The organism is Pseudomonadales bacterium, assembly GCA_041395665.1.
GTDB lineage: Bacteria > Pseudomonadota > Gammaproteobacteria > Pseudomonadales > UBA7239 > UBA7239.
The window spans coordinates 331,820-357,277 of the sequence record JAWLAB010000001.1 but is presented as its reverse complement, the minus strand read 5'-3'; the positions used below and the strand labels follow the sequence as shown (position 1 = coordinate 357,277).

General features: G+C 51.3%; 27 protein-coding genes. 18 read left to right on the top strand and 9 right to left on the bottom strand.

The genetic code is table 11. From position 1 onward, the window contains the following. Positions 1–2 precede the first annotated feature (2 nt). The 3 genes from mnmE to R3E63_01935 are packed head-to-tail and all read left to right on the top strand — an operon-like array spanning position 3 to position 2,391. A complete protein-coding gene (gene mnmE, locus R3E63_01945) occupies positions 3–1,352 on the top strand; it encodes a tRNA uridine-5-carboxymethylaminomethyl(34) synthesis GTPase MnmE (protein MEZ5538724.1) in 1,350 nt (449 codons plus the stop codon). A 2-nt stretch (positions 1,353–1,354) separates the two neighbouring features. After that, complete coding sequence (locus R3E63_01940) at positions 1,355–1,804, top strand: nitroreductase/quinone reductase family protein (protein MEZ5538723.1); 450 nt, start codon at positions 1,355–1,357, stop codon at positions 1,802–1,804. 38 nt (positions 1,805–1,842) lie between these two features. After that, the gene (locus R3E63_01935; protein MEZ5538722.1) at positions 1,843–2,391 is read left to right on the top strand and encodes a DUF2939 domain-containing protein; all 549 of its coding nucleotides are present in this window, start codon (positions 1,843–1,845) and stop codon (positions 2,389–2,391) included. 14 nt (positions 2,392–2,405) lie between these two features. Here R3E63_01935 and R3E63_01930 read toward each other — a convergent pair whose 3' ends face one another. From R3E63_01930 to R3E63_01920, 3 genes are all read right to left on the bottom strand, one after another. Then, positions 2,406–3,251 carry a GIY-YIG nuclease family protein gene (locus R3E63_01930; protein ID MEZ5538721.1) on the bottom strand — a complete coding sequence of 282 codons (846 nt, stop codon included), beginning with the start codon at positions 3,249–3,251 and terminating at the stop codon, positions 2,406–2,408. A 206-nt stretch (positions 3,252–3,457) separates the two neighbouring features. Next, positions 3,458–6,961 (bottom strand): indolepyruvate ferredoxin oxidoreductase family protein, encoded by a 3,504-nt coding sequence (locus tag R3E63_01925; GenBank protein MEZ5538720.1) that lies wholly within the window; start codon positions 6,959–6,961, stop codon positions 3,458–3,460. 102 nt (positions 6,962–7,063) lie between these two features. Further along, positions 7,064–7,792, bottom strand: coding sequence for an enoyl-CoA hydratase/isomerase family protein (locus R3E63_01920; protein ID MEZ5538719.1), 729 nt, complete (start codon positions 7,790–7,792; stop codon positions 7,064–7,066). Positions 7,793–7,964: 172 nt separating this feature from the next. On the opposite strand from R3E63_01920, the gene R3E63_01915 reads away from it, so the two are divergent. The 9 genes from R3E63_01915 (at position 7,965) to R3E63_01875 (ending at position 14,467) form a co-directional block, all read left to right on the top strand. After that, on the top strand, positions 7,965–9,098 hold the full coding sequence (locus tag R3E63_01915) for a Re/Si-specific NAD(P)(+) transhydrogenase subunit alpha (protein ID MEZ5538718.1): 1,134 nt from the start codon (positions 7,965–7,967) through the stop codon (positions 9,096–9,098). A gap of 21 nt (positions 9,099–9,119) precedes the next feature. After that, positions 9,120–9,419 (top strand): proton-translocating transhydrogenase family protein, encoded by a 300-nt coding sequence (locus tag R3E63_01910; GenBank protein MEZ5538717.1) that lies wholly within the window; start codon positions 9,120–9,122, stop codon positions 9,417–9,419. Between the two features lie 12 nt (positions 9,420–9,431). Further along, complete coding sequence (locus tag R3E63_01905; GenBank protein MEZ5538716.1) at positions 9,432–10,820, top strand: NAD(P)(+) transhydrogenase (Re/Si-specific) subunit beta; 1,389 nt, start codon at positions 9,432–9,434, stop codon at positions 10,818–10,820. 80 nt (positions 10,821–10,900) lie between these two features. Next, positions 10,901–11,800: a HEAT repeat domain-containing protein gene (locus tag R3E63_01900; GenBank protein MEZ5538715.1), complete on the top strand. Its 900-nt coding sequence runs from the start codon at positions 10,901–10,903 to the stop codon at positions 11,798–11,800. 161 nt (positions 11,801–11,961) lie between these two features. Next, positions 11,962–12,357 (top strand): isoprenylcysteine carboxylmethyltransferase family protein, encoded by a 396-nt coding sequence (locus R3E63_01895; protein MEZ5538714.1) that lies wholly within the window; start codon positions 11,962–11,964, stop codon positions 12,355–12,357. Positions 12,358–12,392: 35 nt separating this feature from the next. Then, positions 12,393–12,824 (top strand): DUF3592 domain-containing protein, encoded by a 432-nt coding sequence (locus R3E63_01890; protein ID MEZ5538713.1) that lies wholly within the window; start codon positions 12,393–12,395, stop codon positions 12,822–12,824. Between the two features lie 30 nt (positions 12,825–12,854). Next, entirely contained in the window at positions 12,855–13,142 is a 288-nt protein-coding gene (locus R3E63_01885; protein MEZ5538712.1) for a DUF167 domain-containing protein, read from the top strand. Next, positions 13,139–13,771 carry a D-Ala-D-Ala carboxypeptidase family metallohydrolase gene (locus R3E63_01880; protein ID MEZ5538711.1) on the top strand — a complete coding sequence of 211 codons (633 nt, stop codon included), beginning with the start codon at positions 13,139–13,141 and terminating at the stop codon, positions 13,769–13,771. The genes R3E63_01885 and R3E63_01880 overlap by 4 nt, the downstream gene beginning before the upstream one ends. A 6-nt stretch (positions 13,772–13,777) precedes the next feature. Continuing rightward, positions 13,778–14,467: a VIT family protein gene (locus tag R3E63_01875; GenBank protein ID MEZ5538710.1), complete on the top strand. Its 690-nt coding sequence runs from the start codon at positions 13,778–13,780 to the stop codon at positions 14,465–14,467. 13 nt (positions 14,468–14,480) lie between these two features. Here R3E63_01875 and uvrD read toward each other — a convergent pair whose 3' ends face one another. The 3 genes from uvrD to R3E63_01860 all read right to left on the bottom strand — a co-directional run bounded on the left by uvrD (position 14,481) and on the right by R3E63_01860 (position 18,093). Then, positions 14,481–16,652: a DNA helicase II gene (uvrD, locus tag R3E63_01870; GenBank protein ID MEZ5538709.1), complete on the bottom strand. Its 2,172-nt coding sequence runs from the start codon at positions 16,650–16,652 to the stop codon at positions 14,481–14,483. Between the two features lie 75 nt (positions 16,653–16,727). Further along, the gene (locus tag R3E63_01865; protein MEZ5538708.1) at positions 16,728–17,372 is read right to left on the bottom strand and encodes a thiol:disulfide interchange protein DsbA/DsbL; all 645 of its coding nucleotides are present in this window, start codon (positions 17,370–17,372) and stop codon (positions 16,728–16,730) included. 88 nt (positions 17,373–17,460) lie between these two features. Beyond that, entirely contained in the window at positions 17,461–18,093 is a 633-nt protein-coding gene (locus R3E63_01860) for a c-type cytochrome (GenBank protein MEZ5538707.1), read from the bottom strand. Positions 18,094–18,230: 137 nt separating this feature from the next. Here R3E63_01860 and yihA point away from each other — a divergent pair, with 137 nt between their 5' ends. Further along, the gene (gene yihA, locus R3E63_01855) at positions 18,231–18,845 is read left to right on the top strand and encodes a ribosome biogenesis GTP-binding protein YihA/YsxC (GenBank protein MEZ5538706.1); all 615 of its coding nucleotides are present in this window, start codon (positions 18,231–18,233) and stop codon (positions 18,843–18,845) included. A 59-nt stretch (positions 18,846–18,904) separates the two neighbouring features. Further along, entirely contained in the window at positions 18,905–19,735 is an 831-nt protein-coding gene (gene dapF / locus R3E63_01850; GenBank protein ID MEZ5538705.1) for a diaminopimelate epimerase, read from the top strand. Between the two features lies 1 nt (position 19,736). Here dapF and gluQRS read toward each other — a convergent pair whose 3' ends face one another. Further along, complete coding sequence (gluQRS, locus tag R3E63_01845) at positions 19,737–20,600, bottom strand: tRNA glutamyl-Q(34) synthetase GluQRS (protein ID MEZ5538704.1); 864 nt, start codon at positions 20,598–20,600, stop codon at positions 19,737–19,739. After that, entirely contained in the window at positions 20,597–20,959 is a 363-nt protein-coding gene (dksA, locus tag R3E63_01840; protein MEZ5538703.1) for an RNA polymerase-binding protein DksA, read from the bottom strand. The genes gluQRS and dksA overlap by 4 nt, the downstream gene beginning before the upstream one ends. Positions 20,960–20,990: 31 nt before the next feature. Here dksA and R3E63_01835 point away from each other — a divergent pair, with 31 nt between their 5' ends. The 4 genes from R3E63_01835 (at position 20,991) to R3E63_01820 (ending at position 24,302) form a co-directional block, all read left to right on the top strand. Then, positions 20,991–21,710, top strand: a complete 720-nt coding sequence (locus R3E63_01835) for a hypothetical protein (GenBank protein MEZ5538702.1) — start codon at positions 20,991–20,993, stop codon at positions 21,708–21,710. A gap of 305 nt (positions 21,711–22,015) precedes the next feature. Next, complete coding sequence (locus R3E63_01830; GenBank protein ID MEZ5538701.1) at positions 22,016–22,681, top strand: DUF484 family protein; 666 nt, start codon at positions 22,016–22,018, stop codon at positions 22,679–22,681. Positions 22,682–22,690: 9 nt separating this feature from the next. Beyond that, positions 22,691–23,605 (top strand): tyrosine recombinase XerC, encoded by a 915-nt coding sequence (xerC, locus tag R3E63_01825; GenBank protein MEZ5538700.1) that lies wholly within the window; start codon positions 22,691–22,693, stop codon positions 23,603–23,605. Then, entirely contained in the window at positions 23,598–24,302 is a 705-nt protein-coding gene (locus R3E63_01820; GenBank protein MEZ5538699.1) for an HAD family hydrolase, read from the top strand. Before xerC ends, R3E63_01820 begins: the two co-directional genes overlap by 8 nt. Here the strand turns inward: R3E63_01820 and R3E63_01815 are convergent. Next, positions 24,256–25,437, bottom strand: coding sequence for an SGNH/GDSL hydrolase family protein (locus tag R3E63_01815; protein MEZ5538698.1), 1,182 nt, complete (start codon positions 25,435–25,437; stop codon positions 24,256–24,258). The two genes, R3E63_01820 and R3E63_01815, sit on opposite strands and share 47 nt — an antisense overlap. Positions 25,438–25,458: the final 21 nt, after the last annotated feature.

The window sequence follows — 25,458 nt, the reverse complement described above, 5'->3', positions numbered from 1 at the left end:
ACATGATGCTGGATCGCGACACCATCGCCGCCATTGCCACCGCCCCTGGCAAGGGTGGTATCGGTGTGGTGCGTTTATCCGGCGCAAAAGCCAAAGCGATCGGCGAAGCCATCACACAAAAAACACTACAGCCGCGCCGCGCTTTTTTTTGCGCGTTTTTAGATGCCAACGGCGTAATCGACGAAGGTATCGCGCTGTATTTTGCCGCTCCGGCCTCGTTTACCGGGGAAGATGTGGTGGAGCTGCAAGGCCACGGTGGGCCGCAAGTGTTAAATCTTCTTTTGCAGGCTTGCGTGCAACACGGCGCGCGTATTGCCCGTGCGGGTGAATTTTCTGAGCGCGCGTTTCACAATGAAAAAATCGATCTCGCGCAGGCAGAGGCGATTGCCGATTTAATTGATGCCGGTTCTGCACAAGCGGCGCGCAATGCACTGCACTCCTTGCAGGGTGTGTTTTCCAACGCGGTGCATGAGTTGGTGGAGCAGTTGTTGCGCTTGCGTATGTATGTGGAAGCGGCGCTGGATTTTCCCGAAGAAGAAATCGATTTTCTCGCCGATAAAACCGTTGCTGCGCAACTCGCTGCCGTTGTTGCGGCAACAGATGATGTGTTGCAAGAAGCCAAGCAGGGCGCAGTGATTCGTGAAGGGCTGCAAGTCGTGATCGCGGGCAAACCCAACGCCGGTAAATCCAGTTTGCTGAATGCGCTGGCGGGGCGCGATGCCGCTATCGTCACCGACATAGCCGGCACCACGCGCGATGTGTTGCGCGAGCACATTGCTATCGATGGTCTGCCGCTACACATCATCGACACCGCCGGTTTGCGCGACAGCGATGATATCGTCGAACAAGAAGGCATTCGTCGCGCGTGGGCAGAAATTGAACGCGCCGATTTGGTGTTGTTGTTGGTTGATAGCAGTAAAACCACGGAAAAGCAGCCGGATATTTTGTGGCGCGAAGTCACACCGCACGCGCGCCCTGCCGTACCAACGCTCGTGGTGCAAAACAAAATCGATGTTAGTGGTTTGTCGCCGGAAGCCGCGCAAGACAGCGTTTGCGTCTCGGCAAAAACGGGCGCGGGGATAGCCGATTTGCGTGCGCGGCTGCGTCAGCAGGCGGGTCTCAGCAGTGCAGGCGAAGGGCGTTACAGCGCGCGCGCGCGACATGTGGATGCGCTGCAACGCACAGCCGATTTGTTGGTGCAAACTCAGCAGCGGTTTCACGCAACGGGCGCGGGTGAGTTGCTAGCGGAAGACTTAAAACTGGCGCAAAACTATTTGGGTGAAATTACCGGCGCGGTGAGCAGCGATGATTTGCTGGGCAAAATTTTCGGTAGTTTTTGCATAGGAAAATAAGCATGCGCATTTTTTATAAACTGCTCAACCCGATGATTAGCACGGTGCTGCGCTATCCGCTGCACGGCATGTTGAGTCGCAGTATTATGCTGATCACCATGACCGGCAGAAAAAGCGGCAAAACCATCACCACGCCGGTGCGTTATGTGCGCCGCGGTGACATGATTCTCTGCTTCACCGTGAAGGATATTCGCTGGTGGCACAATTTGCGCGGCGGAGCAGAAGTGTCGCTACTCATCCAAAGAAAAACCAGCGCTTATCATGCCTGCGTGTTGGAAAATGATATGGATCGCGTATTGGATCATCTGCGCTATTATTTTGCCAAGTTTCCACGCGATACGATGATCTACGGCGTAAAACACAATCGCGATGGCAGTTTGAACGAAAAAACTTTACAGCGCGCTGCGGTAGATATGGTGGTTGTTGAATTCACACCTGAAGCGGCACAATAAATTGAAATAAAAACATTCAGAATGAAAGGAATTATTGTATGAAAAAAACGCTGATCGCCATTCCAGTTTTACTCGTACTCGCTTACATCGTGGCGCTGCCCTACATCACCGTTTATCAAATTCGCGATGCAGTAAAAAATCACGATAGTTCTGCATTGTCTGATCACATTGATTACCCCAGCGTGCGCCAGAGTTTGAAAGATCAGTTGAATGCGATGCTGATGGGAAAAATGCAAGGCGATGATATGAAAGACAATCCCTTCGCTGCGCTCGGCATGGCGTTTGCGGGACCCATCGTCGACAAGATGGTGGATGCTTATGTCACACCGGCGGGCGTTGCGCAGTTGATGGCCGGCGAAAAACCTTCGCTTAAGAAAAAGAACCCCACTGTTATGCCGACAGACGGCGCCACAATAGATGCAGCCAGCGAACCTGAAAAAGAAAAACCGTTAGATGATGTCGCGCTGGGCTACAAATCCAGCAATCGTTTTGAAGTGGAAGACAAGAAAAAAGGCTTGCGTGTTGTGCTGCGCCGTCAGGGTTTGGATTGGAAAGTGGCGGAGATTATTTTGCCGGAGGAAGAATAAAAATTACCGGCTTGTTATACAGATTCAAGCTCTTTCAGGCTTTTGTTTTGTTGGTTTTTCCAAGCGGTTAAACCGTTTGCTTGACCGCCCTGAATAACAGCGGCGGCGGCACTTGCGCTGGTAAACTCAACGTCTTTTACAAACTTAAGATGATCTCCATTTTCAACGAGACTACCTTCGGACATCAGCTTCTCTCGAAGATTCGTTGCCCATGGATATTTTGTTGAGGAGTCTCTTGGTGTTAATACAGCTTGGGACTCTTTTAACACAACAATTCCATTGGGCGTTAAATAACCCATTGCCTTAACCCCTTTTATTTCACAAGACAGCAAATCTTTAGGCGAGGCTTTTTCTTCTACAGATATAGCGGGAACCAAAAGTTCCACACCAAGCGCAGGAAGAAGTTGTTGCATTTTCTCTAGGAAAACCTCCATTTCCTCACGATCAGATTCCGGCAGTTTTGAGCCGCTACCCTGACTGTTTTTAATGACAGCTCTGCCTGCGTTTTTGGCAATTTCGATTAAGCGACCTTCACAGTATCTAATGTGCGCTTTGGTTAGATTTTCGTCTTTGCTTATGAAAAAAACTATTTGATTCCAAAAGTCTTTTTCGAGATGGCTTTTGACCCTGTCTTTAATAGATTCTGCTTCTCCAATATACAGAGCTGGATTGCCTGTATCGGGGTCACTACCTGTTAAAAAGTAAATGCCTGAATTACTTGATTCCGTTCTTGCTAAGACACCATCAAATTCACTTCTTGGTCCAGCAACAGCTTTCCCTGTCCAATTTGAGAGCTCTGCAGTTCGCAGTCTTTTGGGGTCGCCATGCGCTAAAAATATTTTTATAGTGGCACTAGCCATGATTTATTCCATGTTTCGATTTACACAAAGGCAACTACAATCCCTTACGGCTCTGTTCTATATCATCCGTAAGCCGCGCTTTTATCAGTGATTGATAAGACATGTCTCTTTACTTGTCAGTTGAGAGCTGAGCTAACGCACAACAACCAACCTCAAACAACACTACATTGACGCAGGCTGTTTGAGGTGTCCGCCTAGGGTTGTTATCAACCCGCCTGTGCTAACTGCACCACTTGTGGCTTGGTCGGGTTATTAAACTCCGCCAACAATTGTTGTTCTTTCACGCGTACGCGAGCGATGTGTTCATCTTTCACCACATCGTAGCCGCGAATTTCTTCTGGCAATTTTGCGATTTTGATGGCGGTGGCGTAGTTGTCTGCGTTGAGTTTTGGCAACAACACTTCGTTGACCAATTGCTCGTAATGCGTGATCAACTCGCGCTCCATTTTGCGGTGTGGGAAGTAGCCAAAAATATCGAATGGCGTGTTGCGCAGGAATTTGAATTTCGCTAACACTTCAAACGCTTTGAACATACCTTCGTTGAAAGTAGTTTTTTTGTAACGACCAGTGAGCGGATCGCGGCGCGACAACAATGGCGGTGCGAGATGCACTTCTAACTCGTAGTCGCCCTCAAATTGTTTTTCCAAGTTTTTGCGGAATTCGCCACTGCTGTACAAACGCGCAACTTCATACTCATCTTTGTAGGACAACAATTTCGAGTAGTAGGTTGCTACCGCTTTTGCCAACTCGTCGCTGCCGAATTTTTCTTTTTCCACGGCGGCTACTTTTTCGACCAGCGCCTTGTATTTTTCTGCCAGCGCGGCGTTCTGGTAGCCGGTGAGATGCGTCATGCGATGCGCGATCAATTCGGGCAGAGTTTTCGGTTTGACTTCCAACTCGCCCATCATTTGTGGACGCGCCGCTTCCAACACTTTGCTCATGTCGTGTGCCGCCATGCGTCCCCATTGGAAGGTGCGCTTGTTCATTTCCACCGACACGCCGTTCATTTCGATCGCTTTCATAATGGATTCCAGCGACAGCGGGATGAAGCCTTTTTGCCACGCAAAACCGACTTGGAACAAGTTGGAGGCAATCGCATCGCCGAACAGCGCGGTGGCTAATTGCGCAGCGGGAATCACGAAAGTGTGTTCAACACCGGCGTTGTTTTGCAGCGCTTTTTCCATGGTCGAGCTGGACAAATCCAAGTTTGGATTGGAGGCAAACTCGCTGGTCGGTGCGACAAAACTATTCACCACCAAGTTGGTGCGACCTTTCTGAATTTTGGATATCGCTTCCATGCCGGCAGTAACCACAATATCGCAACCGAGAATTAAATCGGCACGCTGTGTCGCGATGCGCACGGCGTGCAAATCTTCTGGCGTTTTGCCGATACGAATGTGGCTAGTGACAGGACCGTTTTTCTGCGACAGACCCACCACATCCAAACAAGAAACACCTTTGCCTTCCAAATGCGATGCCATACCGAGCAGCGCGCCGATGGTAACTACGCCAGTGCCGCCGATACCGGTGATCAAAATGTTAGAAGGCTGTTCCAAACTCGGCAGTGTTGGTTGCGGAATATGTGCAAACAGATCCGCTTCCAATTGCGCGGTGGCTGCGCCTTTTTTCATTTTGCGTGGTTTGCCACGATGCACAGTGACAAAGCTCGGGCACATACCTTTCGGGCAGGAGTAATCTTTGTTGCATGACGATTGATTGATGCGGCGTTTGCGACCGAAATCCGTTTCAATCGGTTCGATGGCGATACAGTTGGATTGCACCGAGCAGTCGCCGCAACCTTCGCACACCAATTCGTTGATAAAGATTCTTTTATCGGGATCAGGAAATTTGCCGCGTTTACGCAAACGGCGTTTTTCTGTGGCACAAGTTTGATCGTAAATGATCACGGTGGTGCCGGGAATCTCACGCAATTCGCGCTGCACCTCATCGAGGTGATCGCGATGATAAAACTCGGTGTGCGGCGGGAATTTGCTGCGGTCGTGTTTTTCAATATCGTCAGAAACGAGTACAACTTTTTTCGCGCCTTCGGAGGTCACTTGATGCGCCACTTCCGGTGCAGTGATTTCGCCTTCCAAATGCGAGCCTTCAATTGGCTGGCCGCCTGTCATAGCGATAGCGCCATTCAACAAAATTTTGAACGTGATATTCACTTTTGCCGCAACGGTGGCGCGAATGGCGAGCAAGCCGGAGTGGAAATAAGTGCCATCGCCCAAGTTTTGGAAAATGTGATTGGTGTTGGTGAACGGCGCTTGACCGATCCACGGTGCACCTTCACCGCCCATTTGGAACAGCGATTTGGTTTTGCGCTCTGGCAACCACACCGCCATGCCGTGACAGCCGATGCCGCCCATCGCAATTGAACCTTCCGGCACATTGGTGGAGGTGTTGTGCGGGCAGCCAGAACAGAAGCTCGGCATACGCATTAAATTGGTTGCACCACTTGCTGCAATCACGCCGCAAGCATTCGGTTTCAAATAATTTTCGATTTGTTCATCAGCAACGCGCTTCAGTAAACGATCACCAATAATGCGTGCAACGGTTGATGCATCCAATTCGCCTTCGGATGGCACTAAGGGTGTGCCCACTTCATCAAATTTGCCAGTCAACAACGGGCGTTTTTCTGCAGGCAAGTTGAACAAAATTTTGGCGATTTGATCTTCCATGAATGAGCGTTTTTCTTCGATGATCAACAGTTCATCGCAGCCGTCAGCAAATTCGCGCAAGCCCTGTGGTTCTAACGGCCAAGTCATCGCCACTTTGTAAATGGCAATGCCGAGTTGTTCGGCGCGCGCCTCATCAACGCCTAATTCTTCCAGTGCGTCGCGCACATCCAAATACGCTTTGCCGGTGGTGACGATACCGAGCTTTTTGTTTTTGCCACCGAGCACCACTTTGTCGAGTTTATTGGCGCGCGCAAAGGCTTGCGCGGCGAGTAAGCGCTGTTGAAATTGTCGTTTTTCTGCAATCAGCGGCATCACGCCAAACGCGCTGCTCAGTGAGCCCGGCTCGACAGTAAAATCTTCCGGTAATTTAATTTCTACGCGATGCGGATCAACATAAATAGATGCTGAAGATTCCACGGTATCGGTGACGCAAATAAAACCAATCCAGCAACCGGAATAGCGCGACATCGCAAAACCGTACAAACCAAAATCGAGATAATCCTGCACGGTGGCAGGGTTCAACACCGGCATCGAAAAATGTAAAAACGCGTGCTCGGATTGATGTGCAATCGTAGAAGATTTTGCACCGTGGTCGTCACCCGCCAAACACAACACACCGCCGTGTTGCGAAGTGCCGCTGTAAGAACCGTGCTTGATGGCATCGCCCGAGCGATCCACACCGGGGCCTTTGCCGTACCAAATCGCAAACACGCCGTCGTATTTCGCGCCGTCAATTAAATTCACTTGCTGCGAACCCCACACGGAAGTCGCCGCTAAATCTTCATTCACACCGGGCTCGAAATGAATGTGATGATCTTCCAAATGTTTTTTCGCATTCCACAACTGCAAGTCGTAAATGCCCAGTGGGCTGCCGCGATAACCGGAAATAAAACCGGCGGTATTCAAGCCCGCTTTTTCATCGCGAATGCGTTGAATGATGGGCAGGCGCACCAGTGCTTGAGAGCCGGTGATAAAAATGCGGCCGGATTCGAGGGTGTACTTATCGTCGAGCGAAACATCTTGCATGAGCAATCTCGGGGCAGGAAAAACGAGGGGGAGAATTGTAGCTGTATATTGTGGCAAAGAGGCCGTGTTTAAAGAGGGAGGAATCAGTCCGCTGAGCTATGCCTACTGCTCCGCCCGCAACAAGGGCACGCTGTTCTGTTCATTGGCGAGCGCGTCTTCCAAGGAAGTGGCGGCTCCAAAATGCAAAGCGCGTTTGATGAACTTCTGCGTGGCGGGATTGCACTCCGCACATTGCAAGGCCAGCTCGCGCGCCTTGGCCATCAGTTTGTCGGCGGGCACGACATGGTTGACCAAGCCGATCTCACCCGCCTCTTTGGCGGTCAGGGCGCGGGCGGTCAGCAGTAGCTCTTGCGCCTTCGCCATGCCGACGATACGCGGCAGTAAGTTGGTGCTCCCTAACCCTGGCATGATGCCCAGCTTGGCGAAGTTGAGGGACAGCTTGGCGTGGTCGGCTGCCACACGCATATCCACCGGCAGGATCATGGTCATACCGATGCCCACCGCATGACCGTTGATGGCGGCGATGGTCGGCTTGGGAAAGTTGGCTAGCTCCAGCGGAAACGAGCGAATCAGCTCTTCATCGCCAATCAAGCGCGTGCCTTCTGGCAAGGGCTTTTGCAGGTAGACGCGATCGGCACCGGCGCAAAAACCGCGCTCGCCCGCTCCCGTCAAAATCACGGCGCGCACCCCCTTATCTTTTTCTGCGGCGCGAAAGGCAGCCACGATTTCATCGCCCATATCGGGGGTGTAGGCGTTGAGCACTTCGGGGCGATTGAGAGTGATTGTGGCGATGTGTTCATCGACGCTGTAGAAAATATGCTGGAAATGCATGGTAGCCATCAAAAAAGGAATGGAAGAACGAGCATCATAGCTGTAAAAAAACTACAAAAAAAGTTTGTGAATCAACGGTCTAGCGTGCATCGTTTTCGGTTTTTCTGTTGGAGCTATCAGTGCTTTTTGTGTATCCTCGCCGCCTTTCAAGCAACATCCAAGGGAGATCCCCATGCGGATTGGCGTTATCAAAGAAACGGCAGCCGGTGAAAACCGTGTTGCAGCCACGCCGGAGACGGCAAAAAAATTCACCGCACTCGGCTACGAAGTCGTGGTGCAAAGCGGCGCGGGTGTTGCGGCGAGTTATCCCGATGAGCAGTACACCGCAGCGGGCGCGAGCGTTGCATCCTCTGCAGCAGATGCTGTGAAAGATGCCGACATCGTATTAAAAGTTGTCGCGCCAACGGCTGAAGAAGCGGGCTTGATGAAATCAGGTGCGATTGTGCTGGCGGCATTTGCACCGCACGCGAATGACAATCTCGATACTTACGCAGCAAAAGGTTTAACTTGTGTAGCGATGGAGTTGATTCCTCGTATTACGCGCGCGCAAAGTTCAGACATTCTTTCTTCGCAAGCGAATGTCGCCGGTTACAAAGCGGTGTTGATGGCGGCGAATGAATATCAACGCATGTTCCCGATGTTGATGACCGCAGCGGGTACGGTAAAACCGGCGCGCGTCGTTGTGCTCGGCGTGGGTGTTGCCGGTTTGCAAGCGATTGCCACGGCGAAGCGTTTAGGTGCAGTGGTTGAAGCGTCAGATATGCGTCCTGCGGCGAAAGAACAAGTGGAATCACTCGGCGGTAAATGGATGGATGTGCCGATGAGTGAAGAAGAAAAAGCCAAAGCGCTGGGCACGGGTGGTTACGCGTGGGTGCCGTCGCCAGAGTATGTGCGCGATCAAGCGGTCGTGGTGGATAAATCGGTCAGCAATGCCGACATCGTTATCACTACCGCGCAAATTCCTGGCCGCAAAGCGCCGGTGTTGGTGAAAGCAGAAACCGTTGCAAAAATGAAACCCGGTTCAGTGATTGTCGATATGGCCGCATCAACGGGTGGCAATGTTGAAGGTTCAGAGTCTGGCAAAACAGTCACCACAGCCAACGGCGTAAAAATTATTGGCGAAACCAATATTCCCGCTTTGGTTGCTGCAGAAACTTCTGCGCTGTACGCACGCAACATGGTGAATTTTTTAGAGCCGATGCACGATAAAGAAAGTAAATCGTTGAAGCTCAATCGTGAAGATGAAATGGTGAAGCCGACAATCATTGTCGACGGCGGCCAAGTCATCTACAAAAAGCCTAATTAATTTCAGCGCGGAGAAAAAATCATCATGGAAATTATCACCATTTTCGTGCTGGCAATTTTTGTCGGCTACTACGTTGTTTGGGGCGTAACGCCCGCACTGCACACGCCATTAATGGCGGTGACCAATGCGCTGTCGAGCATCATTATTGTCGGCGCGATGCTGCAAGCGGTGTATATCCCTGCCGCTGACGGCACGCTGCAAGCCATCACGCCCACCAGCGTACTCGGTGCGGTGGCGGCTTTTCTTGCCAGCATCAATATTTTTGGCGGTTTCGCTGTTACCGGACGCATGCTCGACATGTTCCGTAAGAAAAAGAAATAAGGGGACGCACTCATGGAAACTATTGCTCATTACGCAAACTGGGCGTACCTGATTGGTGCTGTTCTTTTCATTTTGACGCTGCGTGGTTTGTCATCGCCTTCTTCGGCCATTATGGGAAACCGTTACGGCATGATCGGTATGGCGCTAGCGGTATTGGCGACTTTCTTTGTCGCACCCAATCCCAATGTGGGTTTGATCTTGGCTGCTATGGCAGCGGGCGCAGCGCTGGGTATTTTTCGTGCACGCACGGTGCCGATGACACAAATGCCAGAAACGGTTGCCCTGATGCACTCGCTCGTCGGTTTGGCGGCAGTGTTGATTGCGATTGCTGCGGCACTGCACGAAGGTATGCAACACGATGCGATTCACCGTTTTGAATTGTTTGTCGGCTGCTTTATCGGTGCGATTACTTTCAGTGCGTCGGTGTTTGCTTTCGGCAAATTGGCAGCCAAAAAATGGGCGAAATCGCTGCACGGTAGCTGGGTAAAAGTGGTGCAAGCGACATTGGCTCTTGTGATGTTGGCCAGTGGCGTGCATTACTTTCTCACAGAAAGCATGACGACATTTTGGATTATGACCGGCACAGCGATTGTGTTGGGCTATTTTTGGATCGCGCCTATCGGTGGCGGTGATATGCCGGTGGTGGTGTCATTGTTGAACTCATTCTCTGGTTGGGCCGCTGCAGGTATCGGCTTTACGCTGAGCAACTCCATGCTGATTATCGCGGGCTCCTTGGTGGGTTCATCCGGTGCAATTCTTTCTTACATTATGTGCCGTGCAATGAACCGCTCACTGTTTAATGTATTGTTCGGCGGCTTTGGCGCGGCAGCTGCTGGTGCATCTAGCGATGACGGCAAAGAGAAGAACTACAAATCCGGCTCGCCAGATGATGCGGCGTTTTTGATGGGCAATGCCGATTCCGTGGTCATCGTTCCCGGCTACGGCATGGCGCAAGCGCGCGCACAAAATGCGGTAAAAGAATTGGCGGAAGCGCTGAAAGAAAAAGGCGTGAATGTGCGCTACGCCATTCACCCTGTTGCCGGTCGTATGCCAGGCCACATGAATGTGTTGTTGGCAGAGGCGGATGTGCCGTACGAAGATGTCAAAGAGATGGACGAGATCAACAGCGACTTCCCCTCCACCGATGTGGTGTTGGTTATCGGTGCAAACGATGTCGTCAACCCTGCTGCAAAAACCGATCCATCCTCACCCATTTTCGGTATGCCGATTTTGGAAGCCAACAAAGCGCGCACCGTTATGGTCATCAAGCGCTCTATGGCTGTGGGTTATGCTGGTCTCGACAACGATTTGTTCTACCTCGACAAAACCATGATGATTTTTGGCGATGCGAAAAAAGTGGTCGAAGACATGGTGAAATCCCTCACTGGCAGCGGGCATTGATAACCGCTAAGCTAACAAACAGAACTGAAACCCGCCTTGTGCGGGTTTTTTAACCCGTAAAGGTCAGAGGAGAGAGCACAATGCGTTCACTACACCGTGTTTTTTTATTGGCAGCAATCGTTTCGCTCGGTGCGTGCGGCAAAGAAGATTCACCCACCACAGGCAATGACGCCAATCTTTCTGTCGCAACACAGCAAGCAAAAACACCGTTTCAACATAATGGTGAGTTGCTATCGATCAATGTTGAAAATATGCCACGCTCGGCGTTTGTGGCGGAGCTGTCTAAGCTGACGGGCGCAAACATTACCGTTGATGGTGATAACACACAAACCGTTACTATTCATATCAATGATGCAACGCTCCGCAAAGTATTGAGTGCAGCGTTTATCGATATACCGTATGCCATCAATATGCAGTTTGCTAACTTGCAAGATAGTTTTCCGATAAGCGTGTCTGTCACTCGCTATCAACCAACAGCACAACAGGCGGCAACAGCGCAGTTACCGGCAACAAAGCCGCAAGCAGCCAATCAGCCAACACAAGAAGAAGTACAGAAAATGATGGCAGAGTTGGACGGGGAAGAGCCAGAAATTTCGAGCATGCCAGCTGAAGAACAAGTGAAATATTTTCTATCAAAAAATAAAGAAGATCAGACGTTCATTATTTTTGGTATGGAGCCGACAGCAGCGAATTCTGCGTTAATGGCAAAACTGATTACCAATGAAAATGTCTCCAGCGAAGTCAAACAAGAAATTCTGAGCAATGTTTCAATGGAAGAATACAGCGCAGCGATTGAAATCATTAAACTGGGATTGAGTGAAAAAAATCCGGATGTGGCAATAAAAGCTACGGAAGTTTTATCAGGGCTAGGCTCGGAGGCTGATGTGCCCATGTTGAAAACAGTATTAGAGCAGACAAGCAATGAAGATGTCCGCACAGCAATCAATGACACAATAGAAGCATTATCACCAGTGCAGTGAAATAAACCACAAAGCCTTGCATCGAGGGAGGGAGCCCTCATTTGCGGCATAGAGTGATGTAATCTACGGTTTGTAGGTGATAAAACACTAAGGATGATGTCGCAGTGAAAATAGAAAATAAAATACCTCCCCCTGTCGTGGCTTTTTTGGCTGGTGTTGCTATGTTGTTTTTAGCTGCCGGCACACAGAAGCCCATAAGCACCCTACAAATCATAGGCATCGTACTTTTTTGGATCGCTGGCACGGGTTTTTCAGTCGCTGGGATCTTGTCTTTTCGCAAAGCCAAAACAACAGTAAATCCACTCAAGCCTGAAACAGCAACGCACTTGGTTACATCGGGTGTATACCGCGCAACGAGAAATCCTATGTATTTGGGTTTGGCGCTGGTTTTATTGGCGTGGGCATCTTATTTGGGGTCGGCGTGGACATTGCTAGGTGTTGCGGCGTTTGTTGCCTACATCACTCGTTTTCAAATTGTGCCTGAAGAAAGGGCAATGCTGGTTTTATTCGGGGATGAATTTACGCAGTACACAAAAAAAGTAAGGCGCTGGATTTAGGGACGGTAAATACAGGAACGGATATCAAGAAGCCTATGAGACTAAAGCTGCAAATTATTTTCTTTCTTATTTTTTGCATCCCAGGATTTTCTATTGTTGGCTATTCTACAAAATTAGCATGGAGCACGATGCAACTAGCGAAATCTGGCGTGTTTGAAACGGGCGTCATCATTAAATACGAACGGCCGACATACTCAAGCAGGAGGCCAAAGCTAGGAAGTCGCTTATGTCCAGCTGTTCAATTTAACTATCAGCAGAATCACTACATTTTCTCGGATAGTTGGTGCGTTAAGTCACCTGAAAATTACCCAGAGGGGTCAGCTGTCCCTGTCGTATTTATTCCTGATGCTCCATCAGAGGCACGAATAAATCAGTTCTGGGAGCTTTACGGAGCAAGCTTAATTTCAGCACTGATTGGCATTCCTTGGTTATTGATTGGGATTGCATTGGTCATCCGCGTACGATGAGATTGCGGCTAAGTTTGATTGATGTGCAGAGTGCGAGCTGATTTGGTGCAGTGTCATTTAGAAATAAAAGTGATTCCAGGGTCTTCTCGTACAGAAATAGCGGGTTGGCTAGGTGATGCTTTGAAAATTAAAGTAGCGGCACCACCAGAAAAAGGTAAAGCCAATCAGGCAGTGATTAAATTATTAGCGACATTATTCGGTATTAATGAAGCAGCGCTTACGATTGTTAACGGTGGAACATCGCAGCGAAAGGTGATTGAAATTAAAGGTCTGACTCAACAGCAAATAGAAAAGTTACTACCTTTGAGGGATGCATGAAAAAAAAATTACACCGCAGCATAGCTTTGCTGGCCATGCTGATGTTGCTCGCCTCCTGTACCTCGGTGAAAAAAATAAGTGAGCCAAAACCAGATCCCAACAGTTTTGCTGTGTGGCAGTTGCGCCATCAAACAGAAATAAAAAATTTGGAGCGCTATTTACATGAGCGCAATTTGACAGAAGTGCTACCAACGGCACAGTTGTTGCGCTCCGCGTCTTCTTGGCAGGAGTGCCATGCGGAACCGTTTGTTATGCCGCCGCGCACACAATGGGCATCCATGGCCTCGGTGTTGAAATTGTTACAGCAGCTGAAAAATACTGGTGTTGTCGGTGATGTGGAAGTGTATTCAGGTTATCGCACGCCAACGCTCAATGCTTGCGCTGGCGGTGCGGTGCGTAGTACACATGTCAATAGTTTTGCCTTGGATTTTCGTGTGCTGGGCTCTGAGAGCCGCACAGAAGCGTTGTGTGGTTTTTGGCGCACACAAGGCAAACAATGGAATATGGGATTTAGTGTTTATCCATCGGGCCGTATTCATATTGATACCACGCGCTACCGCACTTGGGGTTCGGATTACACGGGAAAAACCACGGTGTGCAGTATGTTTAGTGAGAAATTAAGTGGATAAAAATACATGACGCATACTGAACAACATCGCTCGCATCGCATCGGCTGGTTGCGCGCTGCCGTTTTAGGTGCGAACGACGGCATTATTTCAACCAGTAGTTTGATCATCGGTATTGCAGCAGCCAACACAACACAAAACGAAATTCTTTTGGTGGGTTTAGCGGGATTGGTTGCCGGTGCAATGTCGATGGCTGCTGGGGAATATGTGTCGGTTAGTTCACAGGCTGATGCGGAAAACGCGGATCTCGCCATTGAAAAAAAATCGCTGCAAGAAAATTTTGCTGCGGAAAAAGAAGAACTTGCCAACATTTATGAAGCGCGCGGTCTTACGCCTGATCTGGCTATACAAGTGGCTGAGCAACTGATGAAGCATGATGCCTTGGGTGCGCATGCACGAGATGACATTGGCATAACAGACGGTGGTCGAGCGCGACCAGTGCAAGCGGCACTGTGGTCAGCAGTCAGTTTTGCAACAGGTTCGCTGTTGCCGTTGTCGGTTGCTTGGTGGGGGCAATTGCAAAATTTAATTCTGCAAGTTGCGGCGTTGTCGCTAATTTTCTTGGCAATTTTGGGTGGAATTTCTGCGCGTATTGGTGGCGCGTCGGTAGTGAAAGCTTCCATAAGAATAACTTTCTGGGGATGTTTGGCGATGATGTTAACGGCGTTAGTGGGGCAGTTATTTGGTGTGGCGGTGTGACAGAGATGTCTGTTTACGATACGACACTCAAATTCGCCTGCGCCAACATCAACCACTTCAAGCTGTGATCATCAAAATTAATTTGTACGCGCGTGCGTGCACCGTTGCCTTCGACATTGAGAATAAACCCATCACCAAAAACAGGATGTGTAACGCGCTGACCAAGATGGAAGCTGCCGTCATCCGTTGTTTGTTGTTGCAAAAACGCCGGCGCTTTGCGCTCGTGATAAACAGGCCGTGTGACCTTGGTGCGCGGTCGCACTTCTTCCAATAATTCGCTGGGGATTTCGCGGATAAATCGTGAAGGTAAATTGAAGGAGTCATTGCCGTACAAACGACGAGACTCTGCGTAAGTGAGATACAGTTTTTTCTCGGCGCGCGTGATGCCGACATAACAGAGGCGGCGTTCTTCTTCGAGTTGCGACGGTTCGTCCATCGACATTTTGTGCGGAAATAAATTTTCTTCCACGCCAGAAATAAATACCAAAGGAAACTCTAAGCCTTTGGCGGAATGCAGTGTCATCAATTGCACGCTGTCGGAATGCGGTTCTGCTTGGGTGTCGCCCGCATCCAACGCGGTGGTGGCGAGAAACTGACCGAGTACAGATTGCTCCTCATCTTCCGCTTCAAAGGCTTTGCAGGCGCCGATCAATTCCTGCAAGTTTTCCACACGGCTTAAGCCTTTTTCACCTTTTTCGTTGCGGTGATAATCCAACAAGCCGCTGGCTGTAATCGCGTGTTCGGCAATTTTGTGCAACGGCTCTTCGCGTGTTTCTACATCCAGTCTTGCGATCAGCGATAAAAACCCGCGCACCGCATTGTTGGCGCGCGCGCTCAGGCTGTCGTTTTGCGTCAAAATTTCTGCCGCTTGCCACAGCGAGCACCACCGCTCACGCGCACAAGCGCGGATGTCTTCCACCGTGCGTTCACCGATGGCGCGTGTCGGCGTGTTGATCACGCGTTCAAACGCAGGGTCGTCGTGGCGGTGTGCGATCAAACGCAAATAGGCGAGTGCATTTTTAATTTCTAAGCGTTCGTAAAATTTTTGCCCGCCGTACACCACATAAGGCAGGCCGCGTTGTAGCAGTGCTTCTTCCAGTGCGCGCGATTGTGCATTGGAGCGATACAGCAGTGCCACATCGCGGCGCGCGCCACCCGCTTCAACCCATGCACTGATACGATCAACAATAAAACGCGCTTCGTCTTGCTCGTTAAACGCGGCGTAGACGGAAATCAAATCGCCTTCCACGCTGTTGGTCCACAACTCTTTGCCCATGCGCCCGCGATTGTTATCGATCACGGCATTGGCAGCTTTCAGAATAGTGGCAGTGGAGCGGTAATTCTGTTCGAGGCGCACGGTGTGCACATTGGTAAAATCGCGCGAAAATCTTTGTATGTTTTCAATGCGCGCGCCGCGCCAGCCGTAAATGGATTGATCGTCGTCGCCCACCGCAGTGACAAAAGTCTCTTGCCCTGCCAACACGCGCAGCCACGCGTATTGAATGGTGTTGGTGTCTTGAAACTCATCCACCAATAAAAACTGAAAACGCTGTTGATAATGTTTTAATAATTCGGGCGCGTTCAACCACAGTTCGTGGGAGCGCAATAACAGTTCGCCAAAATCGACCAAGCCGCCGCGCTCGCAGGCTTCCTCGTAAGCGGCATACACTTTGATCAATGTGTCGCTGTAGAGATCGCCGGTGCGCTGCAAATATTTGGCGCGCTGGCCTTCGTCTTTTTGTCCACCGATGTACCACTGAATTTGTTTCGGCGGCCAGCGACCTTCATCGACTTCCAAATTTTTCATCACGCGTTTGATCAAACGCAGTTGATCGTCGCTGTCGAGAATTTGAAATTGCTCTGGCAACTTGGCTTCGCGCCAATGCATTTTCAGCAGACGATGCGCGAGGCTGTGAAAAGTGCCGACCCACAAATGACGCGACAAGCTACCCAGCATTTCTTCCAAGCGCCCGCGCATTTCTTTCGCGGCTTTGTTGGTAAAAGTGACGGCGAGGATGGCGTGTGGCGGTACATTTTCCACGCGCAACAACCACGCGATGCGTTGCACTAACACGCGCGTTTTGCCGCTGCCCGCGCCGGCGAGAATTAGCTGGTTTTCTGGCGGCGCGCTGACCGCTTCGCGCTGTGCGTCATTAAGGGTGTCGAGTAGCGATGAAATATCCATAGCGGCATTGTAACGGTGTCAGAAACAAAAACCGGAGCCTAAGCTCCGGTCGTTGGTTTTCTTGAGAGGAAGAAATTACTTTTTGTTGCTGCGTTCTTTGGCGATCAAGAAATCTGCCACTTTTAGCATGTTTTCTTGCGAGCCGGCATCGGCTGTAGAAATACGGTATTTGCCGTTGACCACAATTTCAGGCGTGCCTTGTACGCCGTAGCTGCGTGCACGGGCATCGGCTTGACGCGCTTGTGATTGCACAGAGAACGAGTTGTAGGCTTTGCGAATATCCGCTTCTGGCGTGCCGTGATTAACGAACAGCGCCACCACTTCGTTTTCATTGGCTAACGCTTTTTTCTCATCCTGCATGGCTTTGAAAATAATGCTGTGCATGGCATCGAGATTGCCCAATTGTTTCGCGGCGTAGTAAGCACGAGCATGTATTTCCATCGCTGGACGCCAAATAGCTGGCGTGCGTTGATAATCCACATCGCTGGCTAATTTTTTAGCCCAAGGCTCCAGTGCTGCTTCAAAGGTGTAGCAGTGTGGGCAGCCGTACCAAAACACTTCGTTGACTTCGATTTTGTCAGGGTTGGCCGTGTGCACAGGTACCGAGATCACTTGGTAATCTTTGCCAGCAGTGTATTTTTCTGCCGTGGCTTGGGCTTGCGCACTCAGTGACAACAGCGGTGCGGACAGCAATAACAGTGTGGCTAAAATTCTTTTCATGATGAGCTCCAGTGTCTAACAATAAAAAGGCGACTACGCGTCGCCTTTCTGATTCATGTTGCGTTGCAGAGTTCCCTGCGTGCAGTGATTAATGCAAGCCGGCAATGTAGTTGGCGACGGCATCAATTTCTTTGTCGCTCATGCGAGCCACACTGGCGCGCATAATTTTGATGTCACCGTCATTGTGACGACCTTTGTCGGTGTATTCAGAACCGGCGCGAAAATCACGCAATTGTTTGGCGATGTAATCCGCGTGTTGGCCACCCACGCGCGGGAAACCGGCAGGCGCATTGCCAACACCAGTAGGCGAGTGGCAGCCGATACAAGCGGGAATGCCCACTTCTTTGTTGCCGGCGCGATAAATTTTTGCACCCAGCGCCAACATTTCTTTGTCATCTTTTGAGCCGGACAATGACATAGTGTTCTGTGCGTAAAAAGCGGCAATATCAGCCAGATTGGTGTCAGTTAGTTTGTCGAGTTGGCCCGTCATTTCTGGCACTTTGCGCTCGCCACTTTTAATGTCTTGCAATTGCTTCAGCAAATATTTTTCGCTTTGTCCAGCGAGTTTAGGAAAAGTCCCCATTACGCTATTGCCGTCGGCGCCGTGACAGGCAGCGCAGGCCTCTGTTAATGCTTTGCCGGCAGCAGCATCACCTGCCATCACGGGGGCGGCCATCATCAAGCCGAGCACAAGAACACTTTTTCCAATCAGCGATTTCATAGACTCACCACAAGTAGAGCGAAGTTGGCAGATAGCGAACAGCGTCGCGATGCCCCCAAAAAACCGCAGCATTATATACTGCTCCTCCGCTGAACGGAAAAGCACTGTGGTGCTTGGTTGATAGAGATTCCTCCCCCATGACAGTCATTAGCCCCACCGATTTTCGCCGCGCACGCTTTCTTACCAGTGCCGCCAAGCTCTCGCAATGCCCGCCGGATACTGGTGCGGAGGTTGCGTTCGCCGGTCGCTCGAACGCAGGCAAGTCCAGTTGCATCAATGTGCTGACTGACAACCGCCAGTTGGCGCGCGCCAGTAAAACGCCGGGGCGCACGCGCTTGATCAACTTTTTCGCGCTGGATGAAGCGGCAGCACAGCGCTTGGTGGATCTGCCGGGCTACGGCTACGCCAAAGTCTCGCAAGAGATGAAGGAGGAGTGGCAGCAGCATCTGGAAAATTACCTGCGCGAGCGCGAGACCCTGCGCGGTTTGGTATTGCTGATGGATGTTCGCCACCCGCTGAAAGACTTTGACTGCAATATGCTCGATTGGGCAGAGAGTGCCGCGCTGCCCGTGCATTGCGTACTGACCAAGGCGGACAAGCTCAATCGCGGTCCCGCGCAGCAAGTGTTGCTGCAAGTGCGTAAGCAGTTGAGCACACGCAGCGTGCCAGTCAGCGTGCAGTTGTTTTCCGCGCCTTCAAAGCAGGGTGTAGGCGAGCTCGCCGCCGCGCTGGGGCAATGGCTCGCGGTATGACAGCAGGGGAACCGCCCCGTATACTGCCAAGCTACTTCGCTTAACTATCGGCAGCGATCATGTTGCTCAAATTCAGCAAAATGCACGGACTCGGCAACGATTTTGTCGTGTTCGATTTCATCTCTCAGCGCGGCTACCTCTCGTCGGAACAGGTGCGCTTTATCGCGGATCGCCGTTTTGGTATCGGCTGCGATCAAGTGTTGATCGTGGAAGCGCCGGAGCAGCCGGATGTCGATTTCCGCTACCGCATCTTCAACGCCGATGGCAGCGAGGTGGAGCAGTGCGGCAACGGCGCGCGCTGTTTTGCGCGCTTTGTGCGTGAGCAAAGACTCACCAACAAACGCCGTATCCGTGTGCAAACACTTTCTGGCATCATCGAACTGAATGTCTTGGCGGATGAAAGCGTGCAGGTGAACATGGGCGCGCCTATCTTTGCGCCCGCACAAATTCCCTTTGAAGCACCTGTCGAAGCAAGCGCCGACTCACTGGAAATCAACGGTAAAACCGTGGAGATCAGCGCCGTTTCCATGGGCAACCCCCACGCCGTGCTGCGCGTGGACAATGTCGATACCGCCGAGGTCGCCAGTTTAGGTGCGGCTATCGAACGCCACCCGCGCTTTCCACGGCGCGTCAATGTCGGCTTTATGGAAGTGGTTGATGCCCATCGCATCCGCCTGCGCGTGTTCGAGCGCGGCAGCGGCGAAACGCTGGCTTGCGGCACTGGCGCTTGCGCGGCAGCGGTGGCTGGCATCCGGCGCGGTTGGTTGCAAAGCCCCGTGCAGGTCGCGCTCCCTGGCGGTGAGCTAAACATTGAATGGCAAGGCGCAAATCAGCCAGTGCTGATGACGGGGCCTGCCACTACCGTGTTTCGCGGACAGGTTAGGCTTTAAGTCAAAGCCCGTTTTTTATCTTCGCCATACCCCAGTGAGTAATCGCCCACTTCAATATCGTGGCTGGTGATTCGTGCGCTAGCTCTGCTGGCGGGGTTTGCCCTAGCTGCGTGAGCGCAAGGTGGAGATTGGCAGAAGCGCGGGTGTTATCCAGCGCGGGAGCGCGATTTTGCTTGCTGAGTTTTTGCCCATCGGCACCTAACAACACGGGCACATGGGCGTAGCGCGACGGGATTCCACCCAACAATTTCGTGAGATGTATTTGAATGCCGGTGGCGGGCAGGATGTCGCTGCCGCGCACGATGTCGGTGACGCCCTGCTCGATGTCGTCCACCACCACGGCAAGTTGGTAGGCGAACAAACCGTCTTTGCGATGGATGATGCAGTCGCCTGCCTCTGCCAAGTGCTGGCTTTGCGCACCCAAGATGCGGTCATCAAAGTGAACTGTTTTGTTTGGCAGTTGCAAGCGCAGGGCGCAGGCTTGCTCGTCAGGCGGTGGGTACAGGTGGCAGTGGCCATCGTAAACATGGTTCAACCCTGCCAAGCGCGCGCGTGCGCAGGCGCAGCGGTAGGCGAGCTGACGCGCTTGTAGATCCGCCAGCACCTCGCGGTAGCGCGCGGCGCGGGTGGATTGGTACAGCACTTCGCCATCCCAATACAGCGCGTGTTGCTCGAGGGTTTGCAGGATGAGGTGGTCGGCTCCCGCCATTTCACGCGGCGGGTCGATATCCTCCATGCGCACCAGCCAGCGCCCATTGCGCGCACGCGCATCGACAAAGCTGGCGACAGCCGCTAACAGAGAACCTGCGTGTAGTGAACCAGAAGGCGACGGAGCGAAACGCCCCGTCAATGAGCGGGTGCTCACACGCCTGTCTGTTTTTCCTTGATTTCAGAGAGGGTTTTGCAATCGATGCACAGGGTGGCAGTCGGGCGCGCTTCCAAACGGCGCACGCCGATCTCGATGCCGCACTGTTCGCAGTAGCCGTAGTCGTCCTGTTCGATCAGCTCGATGGTGCTGTCGATTTTTTTGATCAACTTGCGCTCACGGTCGCGGGTGCGCAGTTCGAGGCTGAATTCCTCTTCTTGCGTGGCGCGGTCAGCGGGGTCGGGAAAGTTGGCAGCGCCATCTTTCATGTGCGTCACAGTTCTGTCCACTTCCTGCATCAACTCTGCTTTCCAGTCGAGCAGCAATTGGCGGAAGTGTGCTTTTTGCTCATCGTTCATGTAGTCCTCACCAATTTTTTCTTGGTAGGGCATGAACTCTTGTTTGTCAGCCGCTTTGCGTGTTTTTGCTGCACTGGCGGGTGCTGCTTTGCTAGCGGTTTTGCTGGTGGTGGATTTTGTCGTACTGCTCACAGGTTTACTGCTCGACCCCTTGGGTGATGGAACGGGTTTAATGGGTGCTGCTTTTGCCGCCGGTTTGGTGGTGGGCTTTGCAGCTGGTTTTACAACGGATTTTGCAACTGGCTTTGCAACAGGTTTTGCAACTACAGCCGGTTTAGCAGCTGCTTTTGCAGGAACTTTGACAGGTGCTTTTGCTGGTGCCGGTTTAGCAGCAGCTTTTTTTGTAACAGGTTTAGCTACGGGTTTAGTAGCTACAGCTTTGGCTGCCGCTTTTACCGGTGCTTTTACTGCTACGGGTTTTTTCGCAGCTGGTTTAGCAGCAGCTTTTTTTGCAACAGGTTTAGCTACAGCTTTGGCTGCCGCTTTTACCGGTGCTTTTACTGCTACGGGTTTTTTCGCAGCTGGTTTAGCAGCAGCTTTTTTTGCAACAGGTTTAGCAACAGCTTTGGCTGCCACTTTCGCCGGTGCTTTTACTGTGGCTTTTACTGGCGCCTTTGCTGCTGCGGGTTTTTTCGCAACGGGCTTAGCTGCAGGCTTTGTTGTTTTGCTGGTGCTTTTTTGTGGTTTTGCAGCTTTGTTTTTTGCAGGCATCGTGTCCGCTCCTGTATTGGGGCGCGTATTGGCACCCTGACCTGTAAAGATACGCTTGATGGTTTTAAGCATACTGTCCTTTGAACTCTATCGACAATGAATAGGTGATTGCAAATATAGCTGGAATCATTGTGGATGGGGTGATGGTGTGTTGAAAAAAGCGGGCGCACGCTAACAGAAAGACCACAACAGTGCCAGCAAAGTGCAGCAATAAACCAGTAACATAAGCACGGTTGCACCGTCCATCTTTTCACGCCAACGAATTTATTGATTCCTATGAAAGATTTACACACCGATATCCCGCTGCTAGACGATGTATTTCACGAGCGCAGCCACGCTGAGCTGATGGAGGAACGGGCTTTGAATCCTGATCGCGTCGCCGACTATTTACGCCAACATCCAGATTTCTTTATCGAATATGAAAGCCTGCTTTCGGAGTTGGCGCTGCCACACCACACCGGTGAACACGCGATTTCGCTGGTGGAGCGTCAGGTGAGTGTGCTGCGTGCACGCAACCGCGATGTGCGCCAGCGTTTAGGACGCTTGTTGGATATCGCACGCGATAACGAACGCCTGTTCCAGAAAACACAGCGTTTGGTACTCGCTCTGCTGGAGCAGCGCGATGTGCAAGGTGTGGTCGATGCGGTGGAAGCCAGCTTGCGCGACGACTATCAAGTGGATGTCTGCCGCTTACTGTTGCTGCAAGGCGATGCCTTGCAAGAAGCGCAGCAGCAGATCAATGCCTTGTTGATGGCGCGTCAGCCGGTTTGCGGGCATTTGCGCCCAGAAGAAACCGCATTTTTGTTTGCGCAGGCATCACAGCCAGTGCAGTCGGCGGCAGTGGTTAGCATTGCGCGACCTCATGCGGCTGCAGGTGAAAATTTGCTGGCTGTGCTGGCCATTGGTAGCTTTGATCCCGAGCATTATCGCAGCGGCATGGGCACGATGTTTCTGACTTATATCGCCGATGTGGTATCGCGCACGCTAGTGCGTTGCGAAACTACTGCGTAGCGCAACGCGATGCAGGCGCAGTTCGATCGCTACCTGCAATACCTCGCCAGCGAGCGCAGGTTGTCGCCGCACACCGTGTCGGCGTATCAACGCGATTTGGTTTTGCTCGCGCAACACGCACAACAAAATGCGCTGAGTGATTGGGCGCAGTGGCGCGAATTTCATGTGCGGCAGTTGGTGGCGGCGCTGCATCACAAAGGTTTGTCGGGGCGTAGCTTGCAACGCTTGCTTTCAGCGTGGCGACAATTTTTTGCGTGGCTGGGTCGGCAACATTTGGTTGATAGCAATCCTGTCGCGGCAGTACGCGCACCGAAAAGCGCCAAGAAATTGCCGAAAGCTTTAGATGTCGATCAAATGAATCGCTTGCTGGCGATTGATGACGACAACTGGATAGCGCGCCGCGATCACGCCATGTTCGAATTGTTTTACTCCTCTGGTTTGCGTTTGTCGGAATTGGCGGGATTGGATTTGAACGCAATCGATTTAGCCGAGGGTTTGGTGCGCGTTACGGGTAAAGGCGGCAAAGTGCGCGTGTTGCCGGTTGGGCGCATGGCGATCAAAACACTGCAACAGTGGTTGCGTGTGCGCGGCGAAAAAATTGCCGAAGGCGCGACGGAATATGCACTGTTTATCAATCAAAAAGGTTTGCGTTTGGGTGTGCGCGCTATTCAATTGCGCTTAAAACATTACAGCGTGAAACAGGGTTTGGATGAGCCGGCGCATCCGCACATGTTGCGCCACGCGTTTGCCAGCCATATGTTGGAATCCAGTGGCGATTTGCGCGCAGTGCAAGAATTGTTGGGTCACGCCAGTATTTCCACGACGCAAATTTATACGCATTTGGATTTTCAACATTTGGCCAATGTCTACGATGCCGCGCATCCGCGTGCACACAAACGCGCACCGAAAGCTGGCGATGAATAATCGCGCTATTCGTTTAATTACTTTCGATTTGGATCACACGCTGTGGAATCCTGATGATGCTTTGGTGCGTGCCGAAGCAGCAAGTTATCAATTTCTGTGCGAACAGTTGCCGGCGTTTGCACAAATATTTTCTGCGCAAGGTTTTTTTGATCTGCGCGTACAGGCGCGCGAACATTATCCCGCGTTGCGTTTTCGCGTGAGTGAGCTGCGTCGTGTGACAACGCGCGATGCGTTATTACAGGCTGGCGCAACAGCACAACGGGCAGATGAATTATCCAATCAAGCCTTCGATATTTTTTGGGCGCTGCGTCAACAAGTAGCGATCTTTGATGAAGCGCCCGCGCTGCTACAAACGCTGATTCAGCATTTCACTTTAGGCGCAATTAGCAATGGCAATGCCAGTTTGCGCGCCATCGGCCTCGATCATTTCTTCGCTTTTCATTTTGCGGCGGACGATTTTCCACAGGGAAAACCCGCGCCCGATATGTTTCTCGCTGCATTAGCGCGTGAAAACCTTGCGCCGCAACAAGTGCTGCATATTGGCGATCACCCTGTAGACGACATACAAGGCGCGCAAGCGGTGGGTATGCAAACACTGTGGGTCAATCTGGATAGGAAAACTTGGCCAGAGCAAGTGCGGCAGCCGGATTTTATTGTGACGGATTTGCAGCAGATTGTTCCGCTGTTGTTGCCGTAGCTGGCGCAGCCTGCGCCGCTAGATGTTGCGCAACGCGCGCAGTAAATTGCGCTACGCCTTCATTATTGAAGTGACAGACATCGCCAAACCACGCGCCGTGATTGCTCATTTGTTGGTCGATATCGATTAAAGCAATTTTGCGCTGTGCAGCAATCTCACGCAGCGCAGTATTTTCTTTGTCCAAACCTTCGCGCACATAAGTAGGCGGCCCCCAGTTGTAGACATCGCGGCTGTCGTAGTTGTCGGGGTTGCGGTAATCCAATTGCTGATTCAAAAACGCTTGCCGCGAATAATTTGCAGGTAAGTGGTAGGCGAAAGTGAGCAACACAGGTTTTGCGCCGATCTGTTGGCTGATATCGATAAGGGTGTTGATGTTGTCGCTAAAACTGTTTTGTGATGCAAAGTCGGCGGCATTGATGTACGGTTTTTTTGGAAACACAAATTGATAGATAGGAAAAAAAGCTTCGCTCATTTTTGTATTGAGTACACGAATGTATGTGTAGCTGTTGTTGTAAATATGGCGCGCAATCAAACTGTGATCGAGTAAAAAACTTCTGCGATGCCAAGGATCGGTGTGGCGGTAATCGGCATAAAAATCTTGCGGTCGCACATGGTTGGCCCACAAATCATTGATGCCGTTGTAAATTAGGACGAAATCCCAAGCGTAGTGTTTGAGATATTGTAGTTTGATGACATCGGCGCGCGTCGTGTGTGAGCGAATACCGGCATCCAATAATTCAATATTTTTATTGGGTAAAGATTTTTGTAGCGCGGCTTTCATTTGTTCAGCCATGTGGCGATTGAACATCGTGGAGGAGCCGAGAATTAATACGCGCACGGTATTGGATGATTTTTGTTGGCTGATCACATCGCCGGTAAAACCCATGGTATTGATGCGTTGCCCGTCAATCACTTCGTTGGGTTTTGCGTTAAAACCCAACAGTAATAAGTCACGCGGCATGCCGAATAATCGTGGCAGCAAAACAAATTCCGCCAATAAAACGGCTGATAACAGCAGCAGTGTGCAATACAGAGCGAAAGCGTGGCGGCGGACAAACATCTTGTTGTGTTTTTCGTGCGATGGAATCGTGCAGTGATTGTAAGGAGCTGCGCCGCGCTCTGCTATCATGAGCATGATTTTCTCGCTGGATTTTTA

What these genes read in the sequence shown, in the direction of transcription:
- R3E63_01915 (MEZ5538718.1), top strand. Translation starts at nt 7,965, where the DNA reads ATGCGGATTGGCGTTATCAAAGAAACGGCAGCCGGTGAAAACCGTGTT.
- R3E63_01895 (MEZ5538714.1), top strand. Translation starts at nt 11,962, where the DNA reads ATGTTGTTTTTAGCTGCCGGCACACAGAAGCCCATAAGCACCCTACAA.
- R3E63_01830 (MEZ5538701.1), top strand. Translation starts at nt 22,016, where the DNA reads ATGGAGGAACGGGCTTTGAATCCTGATCGCGTCGCCGACTATTTACGC.
- uvrD (MEZ5538709.1), bottom strand. Translation starts at nt 16,652, where the DNA reads ATGGATATTTCATCGCTACTCGACACCCTTAATGACGCACAGCGCGAA.
- R3E63_01875 (MEZ5538710.1), top strand. Translation starts at nt 13,778, where the DNA reads ATGACGCATACTGAACAACATCGCTCGCATCGCATCGGCTGGTTGCGC.
- R3E63_01940 (MEZ5538723.1), top strand. Translation starts at nt 1,355, where the DNA reads ATGCGCATTTTTTATAAACTGCTCAACCCGATGATTAGCACGGTGCTG.
- R3E63_01930 (MEZ5538721.1), bottom strand. Translation starts at nt 3,251, where the DNA reads ATGGCTAGTGCCACTATAAAAATATTTTTAGCGCATGGCGACCCCAAA.
- R3E63_01835 (MEZ5538702.1), top strand. Translation starts at nt 20,991, where the DNA reads ATGAACTCTTGTTTGTCAGCCGCTTTGCGTGTTTTTGCTGCACTGGCG.
- R3E63_01880 (MEZ5538711.1), top strand. Translation starts at nt 13,139, where the DNA reads ATGAAAAAAAAATTACACCGCAGCATAGCTTTGCTGGCCATGCTGATG.
- dapF (MEZ5538705.1), top strand. Translation starts at nt 18,905, where the DNA reads ATGTTGCTCAAATTCAGCAAAATGCACGGACTCGGCAACGATTTTGTC.
- R3E63_01820 (MEZ5538699.1), top strand. Translation starts at nt 23,598, where the DNA reads ATGAATAATCGCGCTATTCGTTTAATTACTTTCGATTTGGATCACACG.
- R3E63_01920 (MEZ5538719.1), bottom strand. Translation starts at nt 7,792, where the DNA reads ATGCATTTCCAGCATATTTTCTACAGCGTCGATGAACACATCGCCACA.
- R3E63_01865 (MEZ5538708.1), bottom strand. Translation starts at nt 17,372, where the DNA reads ATGAAAAGAATTTTAGCCACACTGTTATTGCTGTCCGCACCGCTGTTG.
- R3E63_01900 (MEZ5538715.1), top strand. Translation starts at nt 10,901, where the DNA reads ATGCGTTCACTACACCGTGTTTTTTTATTGGCAGCAATCGTTTCGCTC.
- mnmE (MEZ5538724.1), top strand. Translation starts at nt 3, where the DNA reads ATGATGCTGGATCGCGACACCATCGCCGCCATTGCCACCGCCCCTGGC.
- dksA (MEZ5538703.1), bottom strand. Translation starts at nt 20,959, where the DNA reads ATGAACGATGAGCAAAAAGCACACTTCCGCCAATTGCTGCTCGACTGG.
- R3E63_01890 (MEZ5538713.1), top strand. Translation starts at nt 12,393, where the DNA reads ATGAGACTAAAGCTGCAAATTATTTTCTTTCTTATTTTTTGCATCCCA.
- R3E63_01935 (MEZ5538722.1), top strand. Translation starts at nt 1,843, where the DNA reads ATGAAAAAAACGCTGATCGCCATTCCAGTTTTACTCGTACTCGCTTAC.
- R3E63_01905 (MEZ5538716.1), top strand. Translation starts at nt 9,432, where the DNA reads ATGGAAACTATTGCTCATTACGCAAACTGGGCGTACCTGATTGGTGCT.
- yihA (MEZ5538706.1), top strand. Translation starts at nt 18,231, where the DNA reads ATGACAGTCATTAGCCCCACCGATTTTCGCCGCGCACGCTTTCTTACC.
- R3E63_01925 (MEZ5538720.1), bottom strand. Translation starts at nt 6,961, where the DNA reads ATGCAAGATGTTTCGCTCGACGATAAGTACACCCTCGAATCCGGCCGC.
- R3E63_01860 (MEZ5538707.1), bottom strand. Translation starts at nt 18,093, where the DNA reads ATGAAATCGCTGATTGGAAAAAGTGTTCTTGTGCTCGGCTTGATGATG.
- xerC (MEZ5538700.1), top strand. Translation starts at nt 22,691, where the DNA reads ATGCAGGCGCAGTTCGATCGCTACCTGCAATACCTCGCCAGCGAGCGC.
- R3E63_01815 (MEZ5538698.1), bottom strand. Translation starts at nt 25,437, where the DNA reads ATGCTCATGATAGCAGAGCGCGGCGCAGCTCCTTACAATCACTGCACG.